This is a genomic window from Mesorhizobium sp. CNPSo 4671, assembly GCF_057784245.1.
In genome coordinates this window covers 94,650-117,470 of sequence record NZ_JBWLUW010000002.1, presented here as the reverse complement: position 1 = coordinate 117,470, position 22,821 = coordinate 94,650, and the positions used below count along the sequence as shown (strand labels likewise).

General features: G+C 64.3%; 22 protein-coding genes. 11 read left to right on the top strand and 11 right to left on the bottom strand.

The window, feature by feature from the left end:
- Positions 1-6: 6 nt before the first annotated feature.
- The gene (gene mocR / locus AC04SF_RS04925) at positions 7-1,476 is read right to left on the bottom strand and encodes a rhizopine catabolism transcriptional regulator MocR (protein WP_488476780.1); all 1,470 of its coding nucleotides are present in this window, start codon (positions 1,474-1,476) and stop codon (positions 7-9) included.
- A gap of 97 nt (positions 1,477-1,573) precedes the next feature.
- On the opposite strand from mocR, the gene AC04SF_RS04920 reads away from it, so the two are divergent.
- From AC04SF_RS04920 to AC04SF_RS04895, 6 genes are all read left to right on the top strand, one after another.
- Positions 1,574-2,692 (top strand): Gfo/Idh/MocA family protein, encoded by a 1,119-nt coding sequence (locus AC04SF_RS04920; RefSeq protein WP_488476779.1) that lies wholly within the window; start codon positions 1,574-1,576, stop codon positions 2,690-2,692.
- Positions 2,689-3,588 (top strand): myo-inosose-2 dehydratase, encoded by a 900-nt coding sequence (gene iolE, locus AC04SF_RS04915; protein WP_488476778.1) that lies wholly within the window; start codon positions 2,689-2,691, stop codon positions 3,586-3,588. The genes AC04SF_RS04920 and iolE overlap by 4 nt, the downstream gene beginning before the upstream one ends.
- A 113-nt stretch (positions 3,589-3,701) precedes the next feature.
- Positions 3,702-4,658 (top strand): rhizopine catabolism ABC transporter substrate-binding protein, encoded by a 957-nt coding sequence (locus AC04SF_RS04910; RefSeq protein ID WP_488476777.1) that lies wholly within the window; start codon positions 3,702-3,704, stop codon positions 4,656-4,658.
- Positions 4,659-4,808: 150 nt separating this feature from the next.
- On the top strand, positions 4,809-5,906 hold the full coding sequence (locus AC04SF_RS04905) for an ABC transporter permease (RefSeq protein WP_488476776.1): 1,098 nt from the start codon (positions 4,809-4,811) through the stop codon (positions 5,904-5,906).
- On the top strand, positions 5,906-6,700 hold the full coding sequence (locus AC04SF_RS04900) for an ATP-binding cassette domain-containing protein (RefSeq protein WP_488476775.1): 795 nt from the start codon (positions 5,906-5,908) through the stop codon (positions 6,698-6,700). The genes AC04SF_RS04905 and AC04SF_RS04900 overlap by 1 nt, the downstream gene beginning before the upstream one ends.
- A 137-nt stretch (positions 6,701-6,837) precedes the next feature.
- On the top strand, positions 6,838-8,004 hold the full coding sequence (locus AC04SF_RS04895; RefSeq protein ID WP_488476774.1) for an extracellular catalytic domain type 1 short-chain-length polyhydroxyalkanoate depolymerase: 1,167 nt from the start codon (positions 6,838-6,840) through the stop codon (positions 8,002-8,004).
- A 56-nt stretch (positions 8,005-8,060) separates the two neighbouring features.
- Here the strand turns inward: AC04SF_RS04895 and AC04SF_RS04890 are convergent, their stop codons facing one another.
- The 3 genes from AC04SF_RS04890 to AC04SF_RS04880 all read right to left on the bottom strand — a co-directional run bounded on the left by AC04SF_RS04890 (position 8,061) and on the right by AC04SF_RS04880 (position 12,000).
- Positions 8,061-8,663: a general stress protein gene (locus tag AC04SF_RS04890; RefSeq protein ID WP_488477324.1), complete on the bottom strand. Its 603-nt coding sequence runs from the start codon at positions 8,661-8,663 to the stop codon at positions 8,061-8,063.
- A 25-nt stretch (positions 8,664-8,688) separates the two neighbouring features.
- Positions 8,689-9,438, bottom strand: coding sequence for a DUF4142 domain-containing protein (locus AC04SF_RS04885; protein WP_488476773.1), 750 nt, complete (start codon positions 9,436-9,438; stop codon positions 8,689-8,691).
- 123 nt (positions 9,439-9,561) lie between these two features.
- Positions 9,562-12,000, bottom strand: coding sequence for a GcvT family protein (locus tag AC04SF_RS04880; RefSeq protein ID WP_488476772.1), 2,439 nt, complete (start codon positions 11,998-12,000; stop codon positions 9,562-9,564).
- Between the two features lie 198 nt (positions 12,001-12,198).
- Here AC04SF_RS04880 and AC04SF_RS04875 point away from each other — a divergent pair, with 198 nt between their 5' ends.
- Positions 12,199-12,924 carry a Crp/Fnr family transcriptional regulator gene (locus tag AC04SF_RS04875; RefSeq protein ID WP_488477323.1) on the top strand — a complete coding sequence of 242 codons (726 nt, stop codon included), beginning with the start codon at positions 12,199-12,201 and terminating at the stop codon, positions 12,922-12,924.
- A 30-nt stretch (positions 12,925-12,954) separates the two neighbouring features.
- Here the strand turns inward: AC04SF_RS04875 and AC04SF_RS04870 are convergent, their stop codons facing one another.
- The 4 genes from AC04SF_RS04870 to AC04SF_RS04855 are packed head-to-tail and all read right to left on the bottom strand — an operon-like array spanning position 12,955 to position 16,315.
- Positions 12,955-13,398 (bottom strand): hemerythrin domain-containing protein, encoded by a 444-nt coding sequence (locus AC04SF_RS04870; protein ID WP_488476771.1) that lies wholly within the window; start codon positions 13,396-13,398, stop codon positions 12,955-12,957.
- A 24-nt stretch (positions 13,399-13,422) separates the two neighbouring features.
- The gene (gene cydX, locus AC04SF_RS04865) at positions 13,423-13,554 is read right to left on the bottom strand and encodes a cytochrome bd-I oxidase subunit CydX (protein WP_096449042.1); all 132 of its coding nucleotides are present in this window, start codon (positions 13,552-13,554) and stop codon (positions 13,423-13,425) included.
- Between the two features lie 19 nt (positions 13,555-13,573).
- The gene (gene cydB, locus AC04SF_RS04860; protein ID WP_488476770.1) at positions 13,574-14,728 is read right to left on the bottom strand and encodes a cytochrome d ubiquinol oxidase subunit II; all 1,155 of its coding nucleotides are present in this window, start codon (positions 14,726-14,728) and stop codon (positions 13,574-13,576) included.
- Between the two features lie 15 nt (positions 14,729-14,743).
- Positions 14,744-16,315 (bottom strand): cytochrome ubiquinol oxidase subunit I, encoded by a 1,572-nt coding sequence (locus tag AC04SF_RS04855; protein ID WP_488476769.1) that lies wholly within the window; start codon positions 16,313-16,315, stop codon positions 14,744-14,746.
- A gap of 100 nt (positions 16,316-16,415) precedes the next feature.
- Between AC04SF_RS04855 and AC04SF_RS04850 the strand changes: the two genes are divergently transcribed.
- A complete protein-coding gene (locus AC04SF_RS04850; protein WP_488476768.1) occupies positions 16,416-18,026 on the top strand; it encodes an ATP-binding cassette domain-containing protein in 1,611 nt (536 codons plus the stop codon).
- The gene (locus tag AC04SF_RS04845) at positions 18,023-19,615 is read left to right on the top strand and encodes an ATP-binding cassette domain-containing protein (protein ID WP_488476767.1); all 1,593 of its coding nucleotides are present in this window, start codon (positions 18,023-18,025) and stop codon (positions 19,613-19,615) included. Before AC04SF_RS04850 ends, AC04SF_RS04845 begins: the two co-directional genes overlap by 4 nt.
- 211 nt (positions 19,616-19,826) lie before the next feature.
- Here AC04SF_RS04845 and AC04SF_RS04840 read toward each other — a convergent pair whose 3' ends face one another.
- Positions 19,827-20,120: an HlyU family transcriptional regulator gene (locus tag AC04SF_RS04840; protein ID WP_096449050.1), complete on the bottom strand. Its 294-nt coding sequence runs from the start codon at positions 20,118-20,120 to the stop codon at positions 19,827-19,829.
- A 47-nt stretch (positions 20,121-20,167) separates the two neighbouring features.
- A complete protein-coding gene (locus AC04SF_RS04835) occupies positions 20,168-20,809 on the bottom strand; it encodes a TetR/AcrR family transcriptional regulator (protein ID WP_488476766.1) in 642 nt (213 codons plus the stop codon).
- 178 nt (positions 20,810-20,987) lie between these two features.
- Here AC04SF_RS04835 and AC04SF_RS04830 point away from each other — a divergent pair, with 178 nt between their 5' ends.
- Together AC04SF_RS04830 and AC04SF_RS04825 are read left to right on the top strand one after the other, a co-directional pair.
- Complete coding sequence (locus AC04SF_RS04830; RefSeq protein WP_488476765.1) at positions 20,988-21,665, top strand: PspA/IM30 family protein; 678 nt, start codon at positions 20,988-20,990, stop codon at positions 21,663-21,665.
- A gap of 64 nt (positions 21,666-21,729) precedes the next feature.
- The gene (locus AC04SF_RS04825) at positions 21,730-21,990 is read left to right on the top strand and encodes a YiaA/YiaB family inner membrane protein (protein WP_023779112.1); all 261 of its coding nucleotides are present in this window, start codon (positions 21,730-21,732) and stop codon (positions 21,988-21,990) included.
- Positions 21,991-22,068: 78 nt separating this feature from the next.
- Here AC04SF_RS04825 and AC04SF_RS04820 read toward each other — a convergent pair whose 3' ends face one another.
- A complete protein-coding gene (locus AC04SF_RS04820; RefSeq protein WP_488476764.1) occupies positions 22,069-22,755 on the bottom strand; it encodes a PadR family transcriptional regulator in 687 nt (228 codons plus the stop codon).
- Positions 22,756-22,821 lie beyond the last annotated feature (66 nt).

Here is a 22,821-nt window from a genome sequence, read left to right as displayed (position 1 = left end):
AGTTGGTTACCCAGTGTTGTTCATTCGCGAAAAATGGCTTTGCAGCACGGTGCGGAACTTTTGCATCGTCTTTTCGGTCGTCTGCTCATCGGCCGCCGCAAAGCCCATGACAAGGCCGTTTTGCTCCGTGCCATGGCGATACTGGATCGACAGCGCCGAGACGTTTATGCCGTGCTGGAGCGCCGCTTCGGCAACCGCCCGGTCGCTGCATCTGTCTCGGAAAATGCCGACGACCTGGATGCCGGATTCGGTGGTGTGGAAATCCAGCCATTCGCCGAGATGCCTTTGCGCGCTTTCCAGGAAGAACTGCCGCCTCTCCGCGTAGAGACGCCGCATGCGCCTGAGATGGCGGGTGAAATGCCCCTCATTCATGAAGTCCGCCAGCGCGGCCTGGGTCAGTAAGGGCGCGAACTGGCCGCTCACGCTCAACGCCGAGACGATCGTATGGTCGATTGCCTTGGGCGCCACCATAAAGCCGAGCCGCATCGCCGGGAAGAGGATCTTGGCGAAGGTGCCGACATAGACCACGCGGTTTGACGCGCCGATGCCTTGCAGTGCCGGAATGGGCTGGCCCTGAAAACGGTATTCGCCGTCATAGTCGTCCTCGATGATCCACGAGCGCCAGCTTTCGGCCATATGCAGGAGATTGAGCCGCTGTTCCATCGGCATGGTTATGCCGAGCGGGTGATGGCAGGACGGCGTCACGAAGATCATGCGCGGAATGATAGCCGGCGGCTCGAGGTGCCAGCCCGCCTTGCTGACGCGCAGCGGTGCCAGCCTCGCCCCGGCCGAGACGAAGGCCGACCCGGCGCCATAATAGCCCGGCTCCTCCATCCACACCGTGTCGCCGTCATCGATCAGCAGCCGCGCCAGGAGATCGAACGCCGACTGCGCGCCATTGGTGACGACGATCTGCTCGGCCGTGCACTTCACGCCGCGCGACGCGGTGAGGTAGCGCGCTATGGCCTCGCAAAGCGGCGGATAGCCTTTGACGTGATAGGTGCCGAAAAGATCGATATGCGCGAATTTGGCGCGGCGGCTGAGCAGTTTCGACCAGGTGTTGAACGGAAAATTGTCCGGGTCCGGCATGCCGGGATGAAAGGCGAGCATGCCCGGCCGGCCATGGTGATAGGGTTGGGCAAGCATGGTCTGCCCGCGCCGCGATATCGGATTGGCGTCCTCGACCGACACCTGTTCCGCCGCCACCGAACGGGTCGGCAGGTCCATGACCACCGAAGGCCTGCGCGGCCGTATCGCCAGATAGCCTTCCAGTGCCAGCTGGTCGCATGCGGCAATCACCGTATTACGGCCGATATTCAGATCCCGCGCCATGACCCGTGTCGAGGGCAGTGCGTGGCCGCTCGGCAGCACGCGCCGTTCGATCAGGCCGCGCAACTGGACATAGAGCTGCCTGTGCAGATTGGCGGGGCTGTCGCGATCCAAAGCGATGCCGTCGACGGGAAAACTGGTCTTCATCTGGTTCCCGAAAATCATTGGAATCTGGTTCTAACAATGGAACCAAAGGCGGCCTAGGCTCAAGAAAAAAGCGTTCGGGTTCAGATGGGGCTGGCCGATGCAGTGCATAAGGGTGGGAGTGATCGGTGCGGGCGGCGTCGCCCAGGTCGAGCACATCCCGAATCTGCTCAAGCTGCACCGGCAGTTCAAGATTCTCGGCGTCTACGATCCGTCGCGAAAAGTCCGCGCCTTCGTCGGCGAGGAATTCGGCCTCGAGACATTTTCAGATCTCGACGCACTCCTTGCACTGCCGCTTGACGCCGTGGTCATCGCCTCACCGGACGCGCTGCACCGAGAACAGAGCCTCGCCGCCTTCGCCAGGGGGCTGCATGTCTTCTGCGAAAAGCCGCTTTGCTACAGCACGCAGGACATCGATGAATTGATCGCCGCCAGGGATCGCGCCGGAAAGGTACTCCAGGTCGGCTACATGAAGCGTTTCGACCCGAGCTACGAGGCGGCACTGAACATGCTGCCCGGCACGGCGCATACGCTTCGCTACGTTTCGGTCGAGGTCAACGATCCCGACGCCTGGCCCTTCATTCGGCACGCCTCCACTTGCCGGGGTGATGACGTCGCGGCGGGTTTGATTGCCTCGACCGAAGCCAGGCAGCGCGAGCAGGTGGAGCGTGCCGTGCCGGGGATGGACGATCCCGACACCTTTCGCGGCTTTGTCGGCGCCTTTTCCTCGTCGATCGTGCACGACGTCAACGCCGTCCACGGCTTGCTCGATGCACTCGGTGTCGCCGATGGCGAGATCGTCGGCGCCTCGCTCTTCGCCAAGGGCGAAGGCGGCCAGGGCGCCGTGCTGCTCCTAGGCGGCCAGGCATTGTGGACCATGGTCCACATCGCCACTCCGGGGCTGCCCGATTATCGCGAGCGCATCACGCTCTACTTCGACGACGCCGCGCTCGAGCTGGAATTCCCCTCGCCCTATCTCAACCACCAGCCAACGCGGCTGACACTGCGCACCGGCAACGGCCACACGCTTTCCAGCCGCGACATCCGCAGCGGCTACGAAGAGGCATTCGTCGAGGAACTGAAAGGTTTTTGGTCGGCGATCGTCGAAGGCTCAGCCGTGCGCAACACCGCCGAACATGCCCGCCGCGACATGACGCTGCTGGCCGGGCTGACCCGCCATCACCTTGCCCAATCGAAGCAATCAGGAGTTCGCCCGTGACGGTTCGCATCGGCATCAATCCGATCACCTGGACCAATGATGACGTGCCGGAACTCGGCGGCGACACGCCGCTTGAAGTCTGCCTCAGCGAAACCAGACAGGCCGGTTATTCCGGCACCGAACTTGGCGGCAAGTTTCCGCGCCACTCGGCCGAGTTGAAGCGTATCATGGCACAGTATGGCCTTGCTGTGGTTTCCGGCTGGTATGACGGCCGTTGCGACGAAAAGGACCTCAGTGCGGAGATGGATGCGATCACGCCGCATCTCCAGCTTTTGAAGGATATGGGCTCCACCCATGTCGTCTATGCCGACACCTCGCGCGGGCGCCACAACGCCATCTGGGGGCCGATCTCGCAGCGTCCTGCGCTGAGCCCCGAGGAATGGCCGGCCTACGGCCGCAAGCTGACCGCGCTCGCCGAAAGGATGGCGGATTTCGGCGTTCGCATGGCCTTTCACCACCATATGGGCACCATCGTCGAGACCGATGCCGAGGTCGGCCTGTTGATGAGGCACACCGGCGAAGCGGTCGGCCTGCTTTACGACACCGGCCATTCGATCTTTTCGGGCGGCGACCCGCTGGCGCTCATCAAGGCGCAGGTCAAACGCGTCGTGCATGTGCATTGCAAGGACGCCCGCAAACCCGTGCTCGAGCGTGCCCGCGCCGAGGACATGAGTTTCATGGGCGCGGTCATGGAGGGGATCTTCACCGTCCCCGGCGACGGCTTCATCGACTACTCCGCCATTTTGCGCGTGCTGGCCGACAATGATTACAGCGGCTGGCTGGTCGTCGAGGCCGAGCAGGACCCAAACAAGGCCAACCCGCTGACCTATGCGACAATGGGATTTCGGAACCTGTCGCGCATGGCGCGGCAGGCCGGATTTACCATCATGGAATGATTGGGGCCGCATGCGGCCTCCACGAAACCAGTGCTGAGGAATGGAACTGGAATAAAGGGGCAACTGGACTGCCGACCGTAATTGCGGCGGCGGAAAACAAACAGGAGGTTGTTATGTTTTCGCTTGCGAAATTAGTAAAGCCTGCGCTCGGCCTGCTGGCCGGCTTCACGATGATGGCGGCGGCCACGACCCTTGCGGCCGCCGACGAAACGCGCGTGGTGTTCGTCACCCATGGCCAGAGCGGCGACCCCTACTGGTCGGTGGTCAAGAACGGCATGGACGATGCCGCCAAGACGCTGGGCGTCAAGGCCGAATATCTGGCGCCCGAAACCTTCGACATGGCCAAGATGGCACAGATGATCGACGCCATCACGGCCTCGAAACCGGACGGCATGGTCGTTTCGATCCCCGATGCGGCCGCGCTTTCAACGCCGGTCAAGAACGCCGTCGCCGCCGGCATCCCGGTCATCATCATCGATTCAGGCGGCTCGAAACTCACCCATGACCTTGGCGGCCTGCTGTTCATGGGGCAGGATGAATTCCAGGCGGGCGTCATGGCCGGCGAACGCATCAAGGCGCTCGGCCTCACCAAGGCGGTCTGCGCCAACCACGAGGTCGGCAATTCGAGCCTCGACGACCGCTGCGCCGGCTTTGCCAAGGGGCTGGGCGTCGACGTTCCGGTGATGAACGGCGTCATCGACCCGACCGAAATGAAGAACCGCGTGATCGCCTACATGACCGCTCATGCCGATACACAATTCATTCTCGCCGTCGGCGCCAGCGGTGCCGAACCGACGCTCGCCGCGCTTGATGAATTGGGCCTCTCCGGCAAGGTGAAGACCGGCACGTTCGATCTCTCCCCCACGATCCTGCAGGCCGTCGTCGCTGGCAAGATGGAATGGGGCATCGACGCCCAGCAATATGCCATGGGCTACATCCCGGTCGCGATGTTCGACCTTTGGAAGAAGTACAAGATCATGCCGATCGCCGACTATCCGACCGGCCCCGGCTTCGTCACCAAGGACACCGCCGCCTCGGTCATCGAGCTGTCGAAACTCGGCAAGCGCTAGCACTGGCGGCCGGGGCCCCGCTCCGGCCGCTTCATCAGAGCAATTCCAGGAAAAGTGTGAGCGATTTTCCGTCCGGAATTGCGTCAAGGCAAGGAGATAGAGCTGTTCAGCGTGAAACGATGAACGGCTCTATGTGAAGGGCAAGCAGCCATGGTTTCAGAGATTCGCGACGAGCGGGTCCGGTCCGTCTCACGCCTCAGCCGCCTGTTGAGCAGGCCGGAGCTTGGCGCGGCGGCCGGCACGGTGCTGGTCTTCGTGTTCTTCGCCATAACGGCGGGAAGCTCGGGACTGTTCAGTGCCAAGGGGATCGTCAACTTCCTCGAAGTCTCGGCCCAGCTCGGCATTCTCGCCGCCCCCGTGGCTCTGCTGATGATCGCCGGCGAGTTCGACCTCTCGGTCGGCTCGATGATCGGCTTTGCCGGCATCCTGATCGCCATCCCCGCCGTGTTCTGGGGCTGGCCGATCTGGCTGTCGCTGCTGTTCACCTTCGCCGTCTGCGGTGGCATCGGCGCGCTGAACGGCCTCGCCGTCGTCAGGACTGGCCTGCCCTCCTTCATCGTCACGCTCGGCAGCCTGTTCATGCTGCGCGGCCTCACCCTTGGCCTCACGCGCGGCATTTCAGGGCGGACCCAGGTGTCGGGCGTGCACGAGCTGGCGTTGCACGATCCGCTCAACAGCCTGTTTTCGGGACAGGTGTTTTCCGGCCTGATCGCCGTGCTTGCCGATATCGGCCTGATCGGCAAGCGGGCGGACGGCCTGCCGTCGATCTCAGGCATTCCGGTGTCGATCGTCTGGTGGATCGTGCTGACACTGGCCTGCACCTGGCTCTTGACGCGCAGCCGCTTCGGCAACTGGATTTTTGCCGCCGGCGGCGAAGCCAATGCCGCGCGCAATCTCGGCGTGCCGGTGGCGCGCACCAAGATCACGCTGTTCGTCATGACGGCGCTCGCGGCAGCCCTGTTCGCGGCGATCCAGGTGCTGGTCACCGGCTCCGCCGACACGCTTCGCGGCACGCAGAAGGAATTTGAGGCCATCATCGCCGTCGTCATCGGCGGCACGCTGCTCACCGGCGGCTACGGATCGGCCGTCGGCGCCATGTTCGGCGCCCTGATCTTCGGCGTGGTGCAGATGGGCATCTTCTACACTGGCATCGACACCGACTGGTTCAAGCTGTTCATGGGCGCCATGATGATCATCGCGGTGCTGTTCAACAGCTATGTGCGCAACCGCGCCATGAGGAGCCGGTGATGGCCGAGCCCTATGTCGAACTGAAGTCGGTCAGCAAATATTTCGGCTCGGTCGTGGCGCTGAAGGACGTGTCCTTCGACGTCTGCCCCGGCGAGGTGCATTGCCTGCTCGGCGACAATGGCGCCGGCAAGTCGACGCTGATCAAGACGCTGTCGGGCGTCTACACGCCCGACGAGGGCGAAATCCGCGTCCAGGGCAAGCCGACACGGTTTGCCTCGCCCGCCGATACGCGCGACAGCGGCATCGCAACCGTCTACCAGGACCTAGCGCTGGTGCCGCTGATGAGCGTGGCGCGCAACTTCTTCCTCGGGCGCGAGCCGATGCGCAAATTCGGGCCGATCAGCCAGTTCGACGCCGAGTTCGCCAACCGCACGGCCTATGACGAGATGTCGGCGATGGGCATCCAGCTGCGCGACCCCGAACAGCCGGTCGGCACGCTGTCGGGCGGCGAACGGCAATGCCTGGCCATCGCGCGTGCCGTCTATTTCGGCGCCAAGGTGTTGATCCTGGACGAGCCGACATCGGCGCTGGGCGTCCACCAGGCATCCGTGGTCCTGAAGCTCATCGTCCAGTCCAAGGCGCGCGGCATCGGCGTCATCTTCATCTCCCACAACGTTCACCACGCCTATGTCGTCGGCGACCGTTTCACGCTGCTGAAGCGCGGCAGGAGCACCGGCACCTACGCCAAAGGCGAAATCACCCGCGACCAGCTGCTCAATTTGATGGCCGGCGGCAAGGAACTGGTGGATCTGGAACAGGAACTGGCGAAGTCGCCGAGGAATGGGCCGGCCTGAGACGCGGCGCCGGTTTGGAACGGAGCACGCTTCTCGTCTACCCCAGCGTAAGCTTGTTATTGTGCAGTGCAGCAACGATGTTGCCGTAAGTGCGTTGTGCTCGGGCTTCCGCCATTCCGGCGGTCTAGGATTTCGATTTGCGGAACATCTCAGATACGATCGCTCGCCTTTCGGCCATGCGAGGCCGGCCGGCATTTTCCCAACCGGGCCATCTCGACAGTCTGTCCGACCTGGCCACGTTCGGGTCCAATCCAGGCACCTTGCGGGCACGCTTCTACGTTCCTGAGAACTTGCCGCGCGGAGCAGCGCTGGTCGTCGTCTTGCACGGCTGCACGCAGACGGCTGCCGGCTATGATCACGGGGCGGGCTGGTCTCGCCTGGCAGAAGAGGAAGGGTTTGCCGTGTTGTTGCCCGAACAGCAGCGCGCCAACAATGCCAATCTCTGCTTCAACTGGTTCGTGCCCGAAGATGTCACCCGCGATCGCGGTGAAGCGCTCTCCATCCGCCAGATGATCGAAACCATGGTGACGAAGCATGGCCTGGACCGCCGGCGCGTTTTCATCACCGGTCTGTCCGCCGGCGGCGCCATGGCGGCGGCAATGCTGGCAACTTATCCGGACGTGTTCGCCGGCGGCGCAATCATTGCGGGACTTGCCTATGGCAGCGCATCGACGATCCCGGAAGCGTTCGATCGCATGCGTGGGCATGGTGGCCCGTCTCAGTCGGAACTCCAGCGACGTCTGGCGCAGGCGTCGCCGCATCAGGGAAGCTGGCCGAAAATCTCAATTTGGCAGGGCACGGCCGACCACACGGTGGCGCCGTCCAATGCGGACTCCCTTGTCGCCCAATGGCAGAGCGTTCATCGCGTCGGGGCAAGCCCTGTTCGAAAAGAGACCGTCGATGGACAAACGCGGCAAGTCTGGTGCGACGCCGATGGCCGTGAGGTGATCGAAAAATACACAATTGCCGGCATGGGCCATGGCACCCCCTTGAAGACAGGCGGTGCCGACGGCTTGGGCCATGCCGCGCCGTTCATGCTGGAGGTCGGAATATCGTCGACGAGACGTATGGCGGCCTTCTGGGATCTTGCGAGCCGGAATGCACCAAGAGGGGCGAAGTTTGAGGCGGCCGCAGCGAACCCCACCGCAGGTACGGACTTGCGCCCATATATAGCGCCCGAAAAGTCGAGGCCAGCGCGGGTCGAACCTGCCGAACAACCGCGTCCAGATGGTTCACGCGCTTCTGCTACAGGCATTGGCAAGACTATTGAGGATGCGCTTCGCGCGGCTGGCTTGATGCGTTAGCCGAAGGCTGTTCGGCAGAATGGCCCCGCCGCCTTTCGGCAGCGAGGCCCTGTCGATCAAACTCGGTTTACATCGCGAGCACCATCGCGGCCGATTTCGTTCGAGCGGTAGTTCTCCGCGTCAGCGTCGAAGCCGGTCCAACCGTCGGCCTGGTATTCGCCACGCCGTGCTTCCAGGTTAACAGACGTAGCCTGTCCCAGAATCCTTTCGGCCTCCGGCACCAACTGGTCGTCGACCTTGGCTGTGACCAGAGTGCCGCCGCGGCGCACACCCTCGGCGTAGACATGGGCATCATGTTCCGGGACACCGGAATCGGTGAGGGCACCGACGATGCCGCCTGCCGCGCCGCCAACCACGGCACCACCAACGACACCGACGGCAGTGGCAGCCAGCCATCCGGCAGCCACCACCGGACCGACGCCCGGAATGGCCATCAAGCCAAGCCCGGCGAGCAGTCCACCGGCTCCGCCGATCGCGGCTCCCAGTCCAGCCCCACCGGCGGCGTCATCGGCAGCCTTGGAACCGTCATTCTCGTGCTGATTGTCCGAATTGCTGGAAACGATGCTGATGTCGTCACGCGCGACACCGCTGGCTTCCAATTCGCCGACGGCGTCGGAAGCATCATCGTAATTGTCGAAAAGTCCGGTTACGGTTTTCATGGTTTTGATCTCCTGGATTTCAGTGTCAGTTGGTGCCGGCAACGACGTTGCCCTTGTAGTCCAGCGCCACAGTGGTGTTCTTGCCGTCCTTGTTGGCCTGGCCGCGCCAGATGCCCCGGTCGTCCTTGGTCAGCTTCGACACATCGGCGAAGCCGGCGTCCTGGATACGGCCCTTGGCCTGGTCCTCGGTGAAGCTGTTGGCCCCGGGAAACGGAGGCATGGGGTCGGGTGCGCCGCCGACCGTGTTCTTGGGCGTCTGCGAATCCGAGGACTGGGTGCCCATGGTCGCGGCGATCTTCTCGATCATCTCCTGGTGCATCTTGAGCGTCGGCACCGTCTGCTGGGCGAACGCCTTCAGCTCGGCGTTGTCGCCGTCCTTGGCGTAGCTTTCGAACAGCTTCACGGCATCGGTGTGCGCGTCGCGCTGCATCTGGACGTAGGGGGCGTCGATCGGATCCTTGCCGTTCTGCAGAGTGTCGACATCACCCTTGAGCTTGGCATCCAGTTCCTTGGGAACCGTCAGCTTCTGCTCGCCGGCGATCGTCTCCAGCTTGGCGTTGGCCGCACCGTGATCGTCGATCATCTTGTGGGCGAAATCCTTGACGCTCTGATCCTGCACCTTGCCTTCGGCGACCTTGCTGGAATCGACCTCGAACATGCCGCCCGCAGCGGCCTTGTTGACGAAGTCCTGCGCGCTGTCGGCGGCAAGTGCAGGCAGGGCAAAAGCCATGGCTGTAGCTGTGGCCAGTGAGGCCAGAAATAGGCGTGTTTTCATTGGGGAAGGTCCTTTCATGCACACATGTGCTGGGGACCTAACCTGCGTCAGTCGGCTTTGTTCCGGACGGTCACAGATAATCTGGCGGTGACCTTCGGCGCACGGCGCGTGCCGGATGGCGCGCTACATCCGCGCCCTGGTCGAGCTCGGATCGTAAGGCGAATCCGCAATAACCGTAGCGGTCTTCCATTCCCCCAGTATCGCGACGTCGAGCTTCGTGCCGGGCGTGCTGTGACGCTCGGGCAGCAGCGCCAGCGCCACATCATGCCCGAGCGTGTAGCCATAACCACCCGACGTGATGCGCCCGACCAGCTTGCTGTCGATGTACAAGCCTTCGGAAGCGAGTGTGCTGGCGCCGTCGGTCTCGATCTTGAGTGTCACCGACCGGCGCTGGTCGTTTTTATCCTTGTATTTCAGGATCGCGTCGCGGCCGACGAAATCACCCTTGTCGAGGCGGATGAAGCGCTCGAGCCCGCTCTCCAGCGCGTTGAGATCGGGATTCATGTCGCGGTACATGGCGCGGTAGGATTTCTCCAGCCGCAGCGATTCCAGCGCATGCAAGCCGACGAGCCGCATGCCGTGCTTCTCGCCCTCTCTGAGGATCGCGTCGAGCAATTGCCGCTGGTAGGCCATGGGATGATAGAGTTCCCAGCCGAGTTCGCCTTCATAATTGACGCGCAGCAGCCGCACATCGCTGGCAAGCGCCACGCTGCCGGTCTTCACGCCGAACCAGGGAAAGGCCGCGTTCGACAGGTCGATCTCGGTGAGAGGTTGCAGCACGTCTCGCGCGTTGGGGCCAACGACGGTGAAGCAGCCGCGCTCGTCGGTGACGTTCTTCAGGCTGACGCCGCCATCGGCGGGCAGCAGCTTTGAGAGATCGTCGAAATTCCAGCGTTCGGCGCGCGGCGTCGAAATGAGATAGAAACTGTCCTCGCCAAGGCGCGCGACCATGTATTCCGCCTGAACGCCGCCCGCAGCGGTAAGGTGATGCGCCAGCACGGCCCGGCCGGTCGCCGGCAGGCGGTTGGCGAGGATCCTGTCGAGCCAGGCGGCGGCGTTTGGTCCCGAGACCTCGAACTTGGTCATCGGCGTCATCTCGACCAGGCCGACGGCATTGCGCACGGCCCGCACCTCCTCGCCGACGAACACGCCCTTGGCGGTCCAGCGCCAGCTATACTGGTCCTTGGCCTCGACGCCTTTGGGCGCGAACCAGTTGGGCATCTCCCAGCCGTTGAGCACGCCCCAGGCCGCACCCAGTTCGGTCAGCCGCGCATAGGACGGCGCGGTCTTCTGTGGCCGGGCGGCGGGCATGTCCTGCCCTGGATATTTCTGCTCGGCATGCGTGCCCCAGGCCTCGCGGACTTTTTCGCGCGTCCAGGCCTTGTTGGCGTAGTCGCCGAAGCGGCGCGGATCGAGATCGGAGGTGTCGAGGCTGTTGCCGCCCTCAACGATCCGCTCCGACAGGTAATAGCCGATCGTGCCGCCCCACAATATGCCGCCCGGCACGCCCTCGGCCAGCCACACATTGGGCAGGCCCCAGGCCGGTCCCATCAGCGGAAGCTCGTCCGCGGTCATCTGGAAGGGGCCGCGGACATTGGCCTTGATGCCGGCGCTTCCCAGCGCCGGCACGAGCTGCGTTGCCTGCTCCCAGTTCCACGACACCGCCTCGAAATCCTCTTCGACGAGGTCGGCGCCGAACCAGGCGGGAACGCCGTTCTCGGCGAACAGTTTTAAGTGTTCGGTCCGCTCATAGGGGCCGAACATGAAGCCGTCGCCTTCCTCGCGCAGATAGCCTTCAAAACCCTCGTCGCGCAGGATCGGCATTTCGGGACGTCCAGCACGCTTGCGCTCGACGATCTCCGGCACCGGCTCGGTGATCCAGTACTGGTGCAGGATCGGGATCGCGGGGATCTCGAGGCCGAGCAGCGCGCCGGTCTGGCGCGCGTAATTGCCGGTCGCGCAGACCACATGCTCGCAGATGATGTCGCCCTTGTTGGTCGCGACCCGCCATTCGCCGCTGGCGGTCCGCTGAAAGCCGGTGACCTCGGTGTTCAGGTAGATCTTGGCGCCCAGATCCCGCGCGCCCTTGGCCATGGCATGGGTCACGTCGGCCGGTGCGATATGGCCGTCATCGGGATGATAAAGCGCGCCCAGCATATGCTTGTTGTCGAGCAGCGGGCACAGCGCCCTCGCCTCCGCCGGCGACAGCAGATGCGCCCGCATGCCCTGGACGTCGACGACGCTCATATAGCTCTTGTATTCGTCGAGCCGATCCCTGGAATTGGCGATGCGCAGCTGGCCGCATTTGTGCCATCCGACCGGCTGCCCGGTCTCGGTCTCGAGCCCCTCATAGATCTCGATGGTCTTGTTGATCATCCGGCCGATATTGACGTTGCGGGCATAGGACGGGACGAGGCCTGCCGCGTGCCAGGTCGAGCCGGCGGTCAGCTGGGTGCGTTCGAGCAACGCCACGTCGGTCCAGCCGCGCTTTGCCAGGCCATAAAGGATGCCCGCGCCAACACACCCGCCACCGACAACAACCACCCGCGCATGCGTCTGCATCGACCCACCAAATCCCAGTTATTCCAACGTGTAGCGTCGAAGCTACAGGCGGCGAAAGGGCCTGTAACGTCTTCAAAAACTAGGGATGATGATAAGCTGGATTTATGCAACAGGGTCCTTTCGGCAGTGCATATGCGCCATCGCTAAAGTCATCGCCCATGCGTTGCCGCTGCCGGCTGGTAACACTATAGATGTACGATCGTGCGCGAAGACATTCACACGAAGGGCATTCCTGTTCTCTGCGTTTCATGCGAAGCGCGGCACCGCGGCATTTGTGGCGCCCTCAACCCCGATCAGCTTGTCACGCTGTCCAGGTCGACGAAACGGTACAAGGCGGAAACCGGCGAGGAACTGATGAGTGACACCGAAAACGTCGAGCGGTTCTCCAACGTTCTTTCCGGCGTCGTGAAACTCACCAAGACGCTGTCCGACGGCCGCCAGCAGATCGTCGGCCTGCAGTTCGCTCCCGATTTTCTGGGAAGACCGTTCCAGGCCGAGAGCACATTGACCGCGGAGGCCGCGACCAATGTCGAGTTGTGCTCTTTTCCACGCCAGGCGCTGGAGCGAATGATGAAGGAGCAACCCGACCTCGAGCATCGGCTGCTCGAACAGAAATTGCGCGAGCTCGATCAGGCGCGCGACTGGATGGTGGCGCTCGGCCGCAAGACCGCAGCCGAGAAGATCGCGAGCTTCCTGTTGATGATCGCGCGCAACATCGATCCGGCCGCCGGCCCGGAGCTCCGCGCCGCCGCTTTCGACCTGCCGCTGTCGCGCGCGGAGATCGCGGATTTCCTCGGCCTCACCATCGAAACGGTGAGCCGGCAATTGACCAGACTGCGAGGCAACAACGTCATTCGCATCGACAACAACCGTCACATTGTCGTCGACGACCTCGCGCGCCTGGAAGTGCGTTCCGGCGACTGATCGCCGACCAAACGCGATGCGATGAAGCGCTCAACGCTGCTTGAGAATGCCCGGCAGCACATGGTCGCGCTCGAAGGCGATATGGCGCCGCATGGATTCAAACAGCGCGCGCAACATGTAGCCGAGCGCCTCGGGGTTCTCGATAGGCCTGCCGTGGCCATGCGCAAGCAGGACCTCACTAAGGTCAGCCGCCGCGCAGTCGTCCTCCAGGTGCTCCATCTTGAGCCGCGCGACGATATCTTCCCCGCCCTGGAGCCGCGCGAAGGCGGGGAAGACAATCTCTTCCTCGAAGCGATGGCACTCTCGCAGCACCGGCAACAGATCGGCCGCCACCGCAAGGCACTGGAAGCGGTCGACGCGCGACGGCAGATCGTCGGCGATACCTTCAAGCATGTGACAGAGCGCAAGCATCCGCACATGCGCCCGCTTCATGTCCGCCGGCCCGCGCAGCGGCCCCAGCTCAGAATCCGTCATGATGGCTCCTCCGCCCGGCTAGGCTCAAGGCGTGGGCAGCGCGACGGTGTCCTTGGCGGGCTCCTCGCGGACGGTGCGCAGCTCGTACCAGAGCGCATTGAGGATGCCGACGGAGGCGGCCAGTCCGAGGCCAAGGATCCAGGCAAAATACCACATGGTCAAAACTCCGGTTGAATCAGTAGGCCGACGAACCGGCCTTCTCGACGCTCTTCTCGCCGACCTTGCCCCACAGCACGCTGTAGACCCAGCCGGTGTAGGCGAGGATCAGCGGCAGGAAGATCACCGTAGCGATCAGCATGTTGCGCAGCGTGGCGCGGCTCGAGGAGGCATCGAACACGGTCAGCGAATGGCTGGGATTGCTGCTCGACGGCAGAAGGATGGGAAACATGGCAAGCCCCACCGTCGCGATGATCATCGCAACGCCGAACTGCGAGGCAAGGAAGGTCCAGCCTTCGCGCCGGGCCTGGAAGCCGATCGCCGCCAGCAGCGGTGCGACGACACCGAGCGCCGGCACGATCCAGAGCAGCGGATGGGCATGGAAATTCGCCAGCCAGGCACCGCTGTCCGCCGATACCGTCTTGAGCAGCGGATTGGACGGCCCGTCCCACACGATCGGCGAGGTCACGCGGTAGCCGCCGAGCAGGCCGAGCCAGACCAGCACGCCACCGCCGGCAAAGAGCAGCGAAGTGATGACGGCGGACCTGGCGCCGATCGCACGCGCGCGGTCTTCGACGATGCCTTCCGCCTTGAACGCGAGCCAGGCCGCGCCGTGGGTTATCAGCATGGCGACCGAGACGAGACCGCAATAGAGCGCGAGCGGGTTGAGCAGGCCGAACAGGCTGCCTTCATAGATGGGGCGCAGGTCCGGCGTGAAATGGAACGGCACGCCCTGCAGCGTGTTGCCAAGGGCAACGCCGAAGATGAGCGCCGGCACCGCGCCACCGACGAAGAGCGCCCAGTCCCAGCGCCTGCGCCAGGCCGGATCGGGCCGCTTCGAGCGATACTTGAAGGCAACGGGGCGCAGGATCAGCGCCAGAAGCACCAGGAACATGGCAAGGTAGAAACCGGAGAAGCTCAGCGCGTAGAGCGCCGGCCACGCCGCGAAGATGGCGCCGCCGCCGAGGATGAACCACACCTGGTTGCCTTCCCAGACCGGGCCGATTGTGTTGATCGCCACGCGCCGTTCGGCGTCGGTCCTGGCGACGAAGGGCAGCAGTGCGCCCACGCCCATGTCGAAACCGTCGGTCGCGGCGAAGCCGATCAGGAGGACGCCGAGCAGGATCCACCAGATCACGCGCAGCGTTTCATAGTCGAAGAGAAAGTCGATCATCGTCGTGATCCTTTTTCACTCTGCGGGTTGCAGTGCGGGTTCGGCGTTCGGGCGCAGGTCATCGATGAGGCTGACGACCTCGGGCCCCTTGCGGATGGCGGCCAGCATCAGCTTGACCTCGATGATGGCGAGCACGCCGTAGACGAGCGTGAAGCCGCAGATGGTGAGCGCCAGGTCGGTGACGCCAAGCTCGGACGTGGCGAGGAAGGTCGGCAGCACGCCATCGATGATCCAGGGCTGGCGTCCGAACTCCGCCACGAACCAGCCGACCTCGATGGCGATCCAGGGCAGCGGCATGGCGATGAGCGCGGCACGAAACAGCCAGCGCGGCGCTTCGGTCTCCCGTGTCGTGTGCCACAGCGACACCGCGAACAGCGCGGCGAGCACGAAACCGCAGGCCACCATCAGCCGGAAGCCGAAGAAGAGCAGCGGCACGTAAGGCACGGTCGACCAGGCGGCATCCTTGATCTGCTGCTCGCTCGCCTGCCTCGGATCCGGCAGGTACCGCTTGAGCAGCAGCGCATAGCCGAGATCCCCGGAGCTGGCATCAAAGGCCGCGCGGGCGGCGGTGTCGGTGCGATCCGCCTTGATCTTCTCCAGCGCGTCATAGGCGACGATGCCGTTGCGGATGCGCATTTCGGCACGGGCGACCAAATCGTCGATGCCGGCGATCTGCCTGTCGATCGAGCGCGTGCCGATGATGCCCATCACCCACGGGATGCGGATGGCGAAATGTGTCTCGCGGTCGCTTTGGCTGGGAATGCCGAATGCCGTGAAGGACGCCGGCGCGGGCTCCGTCTCCCACATGGCCTCGATGGCCGCGAGCTTCATTTTCTGGTTGTCGGTCAGCGCATAGCCGCTTTCGTCGCCGAGCACGATCACCGAGAGTGACGAGGCCAGGCCGAAGGCCGAGGCGATGACGAAAGAGCGCTTGGCGAGCTGGACATAGCGTCCGCGCAGCAGGTACCAGGCCGAAACGCCGAGCACGAAAGTGGCGGCGCAGACATAGCCGGCCGAAACGGTGTGCACGAACTTCGCCTGCGCCACCGGATTGAAGATCACCGCCATGAAGTCGGTGACCTCCATGCGCATCGTGTCCGGGTTGAAGGCCGAGCCGACCGGGTTCTGCATCCAGCCATTGGCGATCAGGATCCAGAGCGCGGAGAAATTGGTGCCAAGCGCCATCAACCAGGTCACGATCATATGCGCGCGGGCCGACAGCCTGTCCCAGCCGAAGAAGAACAGCCCGACAAAGGTGGCTTCGAGGAAGAAGGCCATCAGGCCCTCGATGGCAAGCGGCGCGCCGAATACGTCGCCGACATAGTGCGAGTAGTAGGCCCAGTTCATGCCGAACTGGAATTCCATGGTGATGCCGGTGGCGACGCCGAGAGCGAAATTGATGCCGAACAGCACGCCCCAGAACTTGGTCATGTCGCGCCAGATGGCGCGGCGGGTCATGACATAGACGGTCTCCATCATGGCGATCAGGATGGAGAGGCCCAGCGTCAGCGGCACGAACAGGAAATGGTAAAGGGCTGTCAGCGCGAACTGCAGCCGGGACAGGTCGACGAGGAGAAAGTCGGGCATGGGAGTATCCCTTCTGGATACCCGCTCATAACGCGCCGCGAACATCCACGGCTTGATCTGGATCAATTCGTTTCATCATCGCGCGTGGCAGAACCGGGGCATGAAAACGTCAGCCGTTCCCGCGCCGGATCCGAAGGCCGCCTCCTCCGGCCCCGCCCTTTTCCAGGCACTGTCGATCGGCGAACGGCTGGCAAGGCGCGGCGTGCGTCGGCTGCTCATCCTGCAGGTCGCGCGCACCGGGTTGCGCCTCGGCTTCGCCGCGTCGGCGGCGATCGGCACAGGGCGGCTGGTGATGGGCGATCCCGTCGACCCATGGCTGGTCGCGGCGGTGCTCGTGCTTCTCACTTCTGCCTGCCTCGCCGGGCTCGCGTCCGACAGGGCGCAGGCGTCGGCCGAAACCGCCGTCTCGGCCGGGTTGCGCGGGCATGCGGGCGAGCGCCTGAACGACATGCCGGTGCGGCAATTGCAATCGCTGTCGGTCGGCGGCGTCATCGTCTCGATGCAGCGACATCCCGAGGCGGTGGCCGGCCTTGTCGTCGGCCATCGCGCGGCCAGCACGATGATGGGTGCCGGACCGCTGCTTGCGGCCATCGCACTTTTCCTCGTCTCCTGGCAGGCGGCGCTGCTGGTCATCTGCCTGACGCCGGTGATGATCCTGTTCCTCGCGCTGGTGGGCAATGCCATCCGCCGGCGCGCCGACGCCCAGGAACGCGCCTTCGGCCGGTTGGCGGGCCAGTTCGCCGACCGCATCCGCACGCTGCCCACGATCCTCGCCAACCACGCGATGGCCACCGAGGACGCCAAGTTGGCTCGCCGCCTCGAAACCTATGCGGACAACACGATGGGCGTGCTGCGCATTGCTTTCGTCAATGCCGGCATCATCGACTTCTTCGCATCGCTGTCGATCGCCATCCTCGCCGTCTTCCTCGGCCTTGGCCATCTGAAGCTCGCGATGATCCCCGGCTTCTCCAACCTCGCGCTCTGGCAGAGCCTGTTCATCCTGATGATCGCGCCGGAATATTTCGCACCCTTCCGGCGCTTTTCGGAACAATATCACGCCAAGGCAGAGGGCCTTGCCGCGGCGGCCGCACTTGACCGGCTGCTCGGTGCCGAGCCGGTCGCGGCACAGAGCTTGCCGATTCTCGACCGCCTGTCCCTGGCATTGCCGGAACAGGGCATCGTCGCCATTGTCGGTCCGAGCGGGTCCGGCAAGTCGACATTGCTGCGCCGACTGGCCGGGCTCGAACCAGGCGGATCGCTCGACGCCGATGCACTCGCCGGCCGGGAAATCGCCTGGGTTTCCACCGACAGCTGCGTGCCGGAGGGAACGCTTGCCGAAGCCCTTTCATGGAGTATCGCCGCGCCTGCCGGGGACAATCTCGAGGCAGCCGCCAGCGCGATCGGCCTGTTCGACGACGCGCTGTTGCCGGGCGGCCTCGAAGCCAGACTGGACCGGGGCGGAGCCAACCTTTCCGGCGGGCAACGCCTGCGCATCGCGGTCGCCCGCGCGCAGCTTTCCGGGCGGACCGTGCTGGCCGACGAACCCACGGCAAAGCTCGACCGCCAGACGGCCGAAGCGGTGCGGCGCATGCTGCTTGCGATCTCGCGATCGCGGCTTGTCGTCGTGGCCACCCATGACCGCGACCTCGCCGCCGCCGCGGACATGACGGTCGACCTCACTCCCAACGATGCCATCGAGGTGGCGGCATGAACACTCTCCTTCAATCCTCAAGCCGGAAGTCGTGGCGGCTGGCGACGGGCTTTGCTTTCTCGGCACTCTGCTGCGGCGTATTGCTCGGCGGTGTTTCCGCCTGGCTGTTGGGATCGGTGGCGATCGCCGGCCTTTCCGCCACCGCCTTCACCTTCAACTTCCACATACCGGCGGCGCTGGTCAGGTTGTTCGCGGTGGGCCGCACGGCCGCCCGCTATGGCGAGCGGCTGGCCGGTCACAAGGCGGCACTTTCGGACCAGGTCGCACATCGCGTCGAACTCTTCGCCGCGATGGCGGCGGCGCCTGCCGTGCGCCGGGCCGGATGGCAGCTCGGAGATGAGGCGCGGCTGGCCGACTATCTCGACGATGTCGAGGACCTCGACTACGCCCGGCTGCGTGCCGGGCTGCCGGCGCTGACGCTGGCCTGCGGCCTCGCCGTCCTCATCGCGGGTTCGGCGATGCTCGCACCGCTCTCCCTCCTACCGATCATGCTTCTGCTGCTCGCCATCCTGTTCGCGGGGAACCGGATGGCCAAGGCTGGCGCCGTGGCATGGGAGCGCGCCAGGTCGATGCGTCGCGGGGGCGCAGGCAGGCTTGGCACGGCCATGGCGTCAGCCGTTCCGCTCAAGGCCGAGGGCGCCTGGCGCCATGAGTGTGGCGAAGCGCTTGCCGCGCTCTCCCGCGCGGATGGCGAGATGCTTGCGCTTCGCCGCCTGCAGGCCGGGCTCGACACGCTCGGCGCCGCCCTCGGTCCGCTTGCCGGCATCAGCGTGATGGCGGCCGCCTGGTATGCGGGACGGCAAGGCACGGAGCTTCTCCTGCCGATGCTGCTCGGCTTTTCGTGGCTGGCGCTGGGCGAAGCGTTGAACGGCGCGTCGCGGATGCTGGTGGCCGTGCTTCGCCGCAACGCCGCCCGGGCCGAGATCGGCAAGTGGACCGAGGTCGGTTCGGCGGACAGGCAAGCGCACATGCCGGACGAACCGCGCCAACTGCGCCACCGCGCCCTGCAGCGCCGCGCGCCGGACGGCCGGCCCATTGGAGCGCCGGTCGCGCTTTCGCTCGAAAGAGGTCGGCCAACGGTGCTCATCGGCGCAAGCGGTTCGGGCAAGACCAGCCTGCTCAAGCAGGTTGCCGGCTGGATCGGCGAGGATGGATTGGCCGCCGGCGACCGCATCCTGTCGGCAGGCGAGCGGCGGGCGCTCTCAGCACTGGTGTTGCATGATGCGGTCATCCTCGAGGACACGGTGCGCGCTAACCTCTTCGTCGGCAACGCACCGGACGCGGCCCTGTGGCGTGCGCTGGAAGCCGTCGAGATGGACAGGCGAATCCATGAAGCCGGCGGGTTGGATGCCTGGATCAGGCAGGACCGGTTTTCGCTCGGCGAGGTACAGCGCATCAACCTCGCGCGCGCGTGGCTGTCCTCCATGCCGCTGGTGCTGCTCGACGAGCCGACAGAGCATCTCGACGACGAGCAGGGCGAGCGCATCCTGGAGCGGCTGCTCGCCCACCTGAGCGACCGGATCGTCGCCATTTCCACCCATCGCGCGTTCCCGCTTCGCGACATGGACACCATCGATCTGAAACCGTGAACCGTCGGCAAGTGACGGGCCTCTCATGGCCAGGACGGTCGCCTCGCATTTCGACGCCTATCCGGCCTCGGGCAATGCCCGGCATTCAAGTGCTGTTTGAATGAGCAGACGTTACCGAGGTTTGCTCCGCGAGCAAGCGTCGGAACAAGCTTGCCCGCGCCAGCATTTGCCGCCTCTGGTGCAATGCGGTCGGTCGCCTCGACCAGTCTGCCTACCCGAAGATCCGATCGCCCTGCTCATCGACCAGCTGGATGCCCTTCTTGATCGAAATGTCGACGGCGTCGTCGAGGCCGGCGAAGCGGTCGGCGCGGATGAATTTGTGTTCCTTCACCACGCCGTCGATCTCCTTGGAGACGATGCCGCAGGTCTGGTACTGGCCGTCGTTCTTGTAGGGCGTGGCGCTGATCAGGAAACCCTTGTGCTCGACCTGCTTGGCGGGTGCCGCACTTTTGGGCTCGGCCGCTTCACCGCCGCCGCCACCGAAAAGACGTTTCAGAAAAGACATCGCTCAAATCTCCTTGTTCGTCCAGCAAACCGCGGTCCGTTCGCGATTCACGACGCTGTTGTTCCAGCATGCGCGAATGTGCCGTCGCGTTCCAGCCCCCTGATGAAGACGGCGACCAGGAGCTCGATCTGCTGGTCGATCTCGTCCGCCTGCCGGCGCACTGACCTGGCCGCATAGCCGCTGGTGACGATGCCATGCACGCTTGACCACAGCGTGCGCGCGGCGATCCGGCGCGTGTCTTCGTCGAGGTCGAAATCGCCGCCGGCGAGCACACGGGCAATGATCTCGAACAGCTGGTCGAGCCGCGCCTCATAGGCGTCCGGCTCGGTCAGCGTCGGACGCCGCCTGTTGAAGGCGAGCAGTGCCGGCCAGCTGCCCGGATGCGCCTCGACAAAGCGCACATAGGCGCCGGCCAGCGCCAACAGGCGCTGGCGCACATCGGTGATGCCGCGCTCGGAAAGATCGGCCATCGCCGCCGCCCCTGCCGCACCCAGCCGGTCGAGCAGCCGCATGTTGACGGCACGGTGCACCCCGTCGAGATCGGAAAACAGATTGTAGACCGAGCCGACCGAGATGCCCGCCTGCTCGGCGATGGTTCTCGCCTTCAGATTGTCCATGCCGCCCTCGTTGAGCAGCACCTCGGCAATCGTCAGCACCCGCTCGCCTATTTCTTCCCTGTCCAGTGCCATGCTTGTCCTTATAGATGCCCGTGCCCTCGCTCGGGCTGTTCGAACCATGATCGTCCCTTCGTTTACCATATCCGGGATTTCATGAACAGCGTTCAAAAAGCTCTTGAACAATGTTCATTTCCTGTTATGTTGGCCTCGTGAACATTGTTCACGGCAACATTTCGAAGGGAGAAGAACCATGCTTAGCCTGATCAGAACACTGCTCGACGGCGCCAGCGCACGAGCCGAGGACGGCCTCAAGGATCGCTTCGCCATCGACCTTCTGGCACAGCGCATCCGCGACGCCGAGGCGGGCCTTGCGGCCGCCAAGCAGACACTCGCCTCACTGATTGTCCGCCAGCGTGCCGAGCAGGCCGGTCTCGACCAGCTCGAACGCCGCCACGCGGACCTCGAAAGCCGCACGCTCAGCGCGCTCGCCGCCGGCAATAACGGGCTCGCCGAAAACGGTGCGGCGGCCATCGCCGAACTGGAGAATGAACGCGAAGTCCGTCGCGCCACCGTACAGAGCCTTGGCGAAAAAACGTTGCGGATGCGCGTTTCGATGGAACGAGCGCATCGCCGCATCATCGACCTCAACCAGGGCATGATCTCGGCCCGGGCCATCGATGCCGAGCGCAAGGCACAGTCACGCCTGGTCAGGTCGATCGGCCACTCGGCGAGCCTCAACGACGCCGAGGAGCTTCTGGCTCGCATCAAGGGAGCCAGCGACCCCTTCGAGGAGGCCGGCATCCTCGACGAGATCGACGGCGAACTGCGTCACGAAGCGATCCGCGACCGTCTTGCGGATGCCGGGCACGGCCCGGCGGCGAAGGTGCGCGCCAAGGACGTGCTCAAGCGCCTGAAGACCATCAACTGAAAACCAGACTTTGCAGACCTGACTTCCATCCAATCCATCATCATCGAACCAACGGAGAACTCCAATGAACGCCAATCAGACCTACATCATGTTCAACACCGCCTCGGTCGGTGCCGCCTATTTCATGCTCGGCCTGTCGCTGTGGCTGGCGCCGGTCGACCTCGCGACCAAGGGTTATTGGGCCATGGGCATCCTGCTCTTGACCGGCAGCCTGGTGAACCTGGTCAAGTACCGCACCGACGAACGCCTGTCGGCCGAGATGACCGCCAAGATCGAGAAGGCGCGCAACGAAAAGCTGATCAGCGAATATGTCGGCAAGGAATGATGCCATCCGCATCATCGCCAACAAAAAAAGGCCCGGGTCTCCCCGGGCTTTTTTGCGTACCGCAAAGTGCCGCCCGCCTCAGCGGGGCGTCAGCGCTTCCAACGCTTCCGCCGCGGCTTCGAGGATGGCGATCGCCTCGGCCTGCTTTTCAGCCGGGGCATCGACGATCTCGCCCAGCGCCGCGCGCAGGCGGCGACGGATGGCGCGGAATTCGTCGCGCGTTTCCGAACGCTCGCCACGGCCACCACGGCCGCCGCGCCGGTCGTCGCCATCGTCGTTCCAGCCGAACCAGTCCCGCGCCTTGGCCATCTTGCGGCCGAAACGTTCGAGGTGTTCGAGCACGCCGTCGATCATCTCGCGGTTGTCGGCAAGATGCGCCTGCCCGGCCTCGGTGATGGAAAACACCTTCTTGTTGCCTTCGCTCGACGAGACGGCATAGCCGGCCTCTTCCAGGAAGGTCAGCGTCGGGTAGACCACGCCCGGGCTCGGGCTGTAGATGCCGCTGGTGCGCTCTTCCAGCGCCTTGATGATGTCGTAGCCGTGGCGCGGCGCCTCGGCCAGCAGCGACAGCGTGATCAGCTTGAGATCGCCGTCAGCCAGCATGCGGCCGGCGCGAAACATGTCGCCCGGGCCACCACGACCGCCACCGCGACCGCCATGTCCGAACGGGCCAAAGCCGCCGCCCCCTCTGCCGAACTTTCCGGCCATGTGCATGAACATGCGCTCGCCGAAATGGCCGCGCCCGAAATGATTGTCTTTGTGCATTGATTGCTCCTTGAGTTCTATCTTACGATATATCTTAAGTAGGCGCGCGCCGCCATGGAGTCAAGA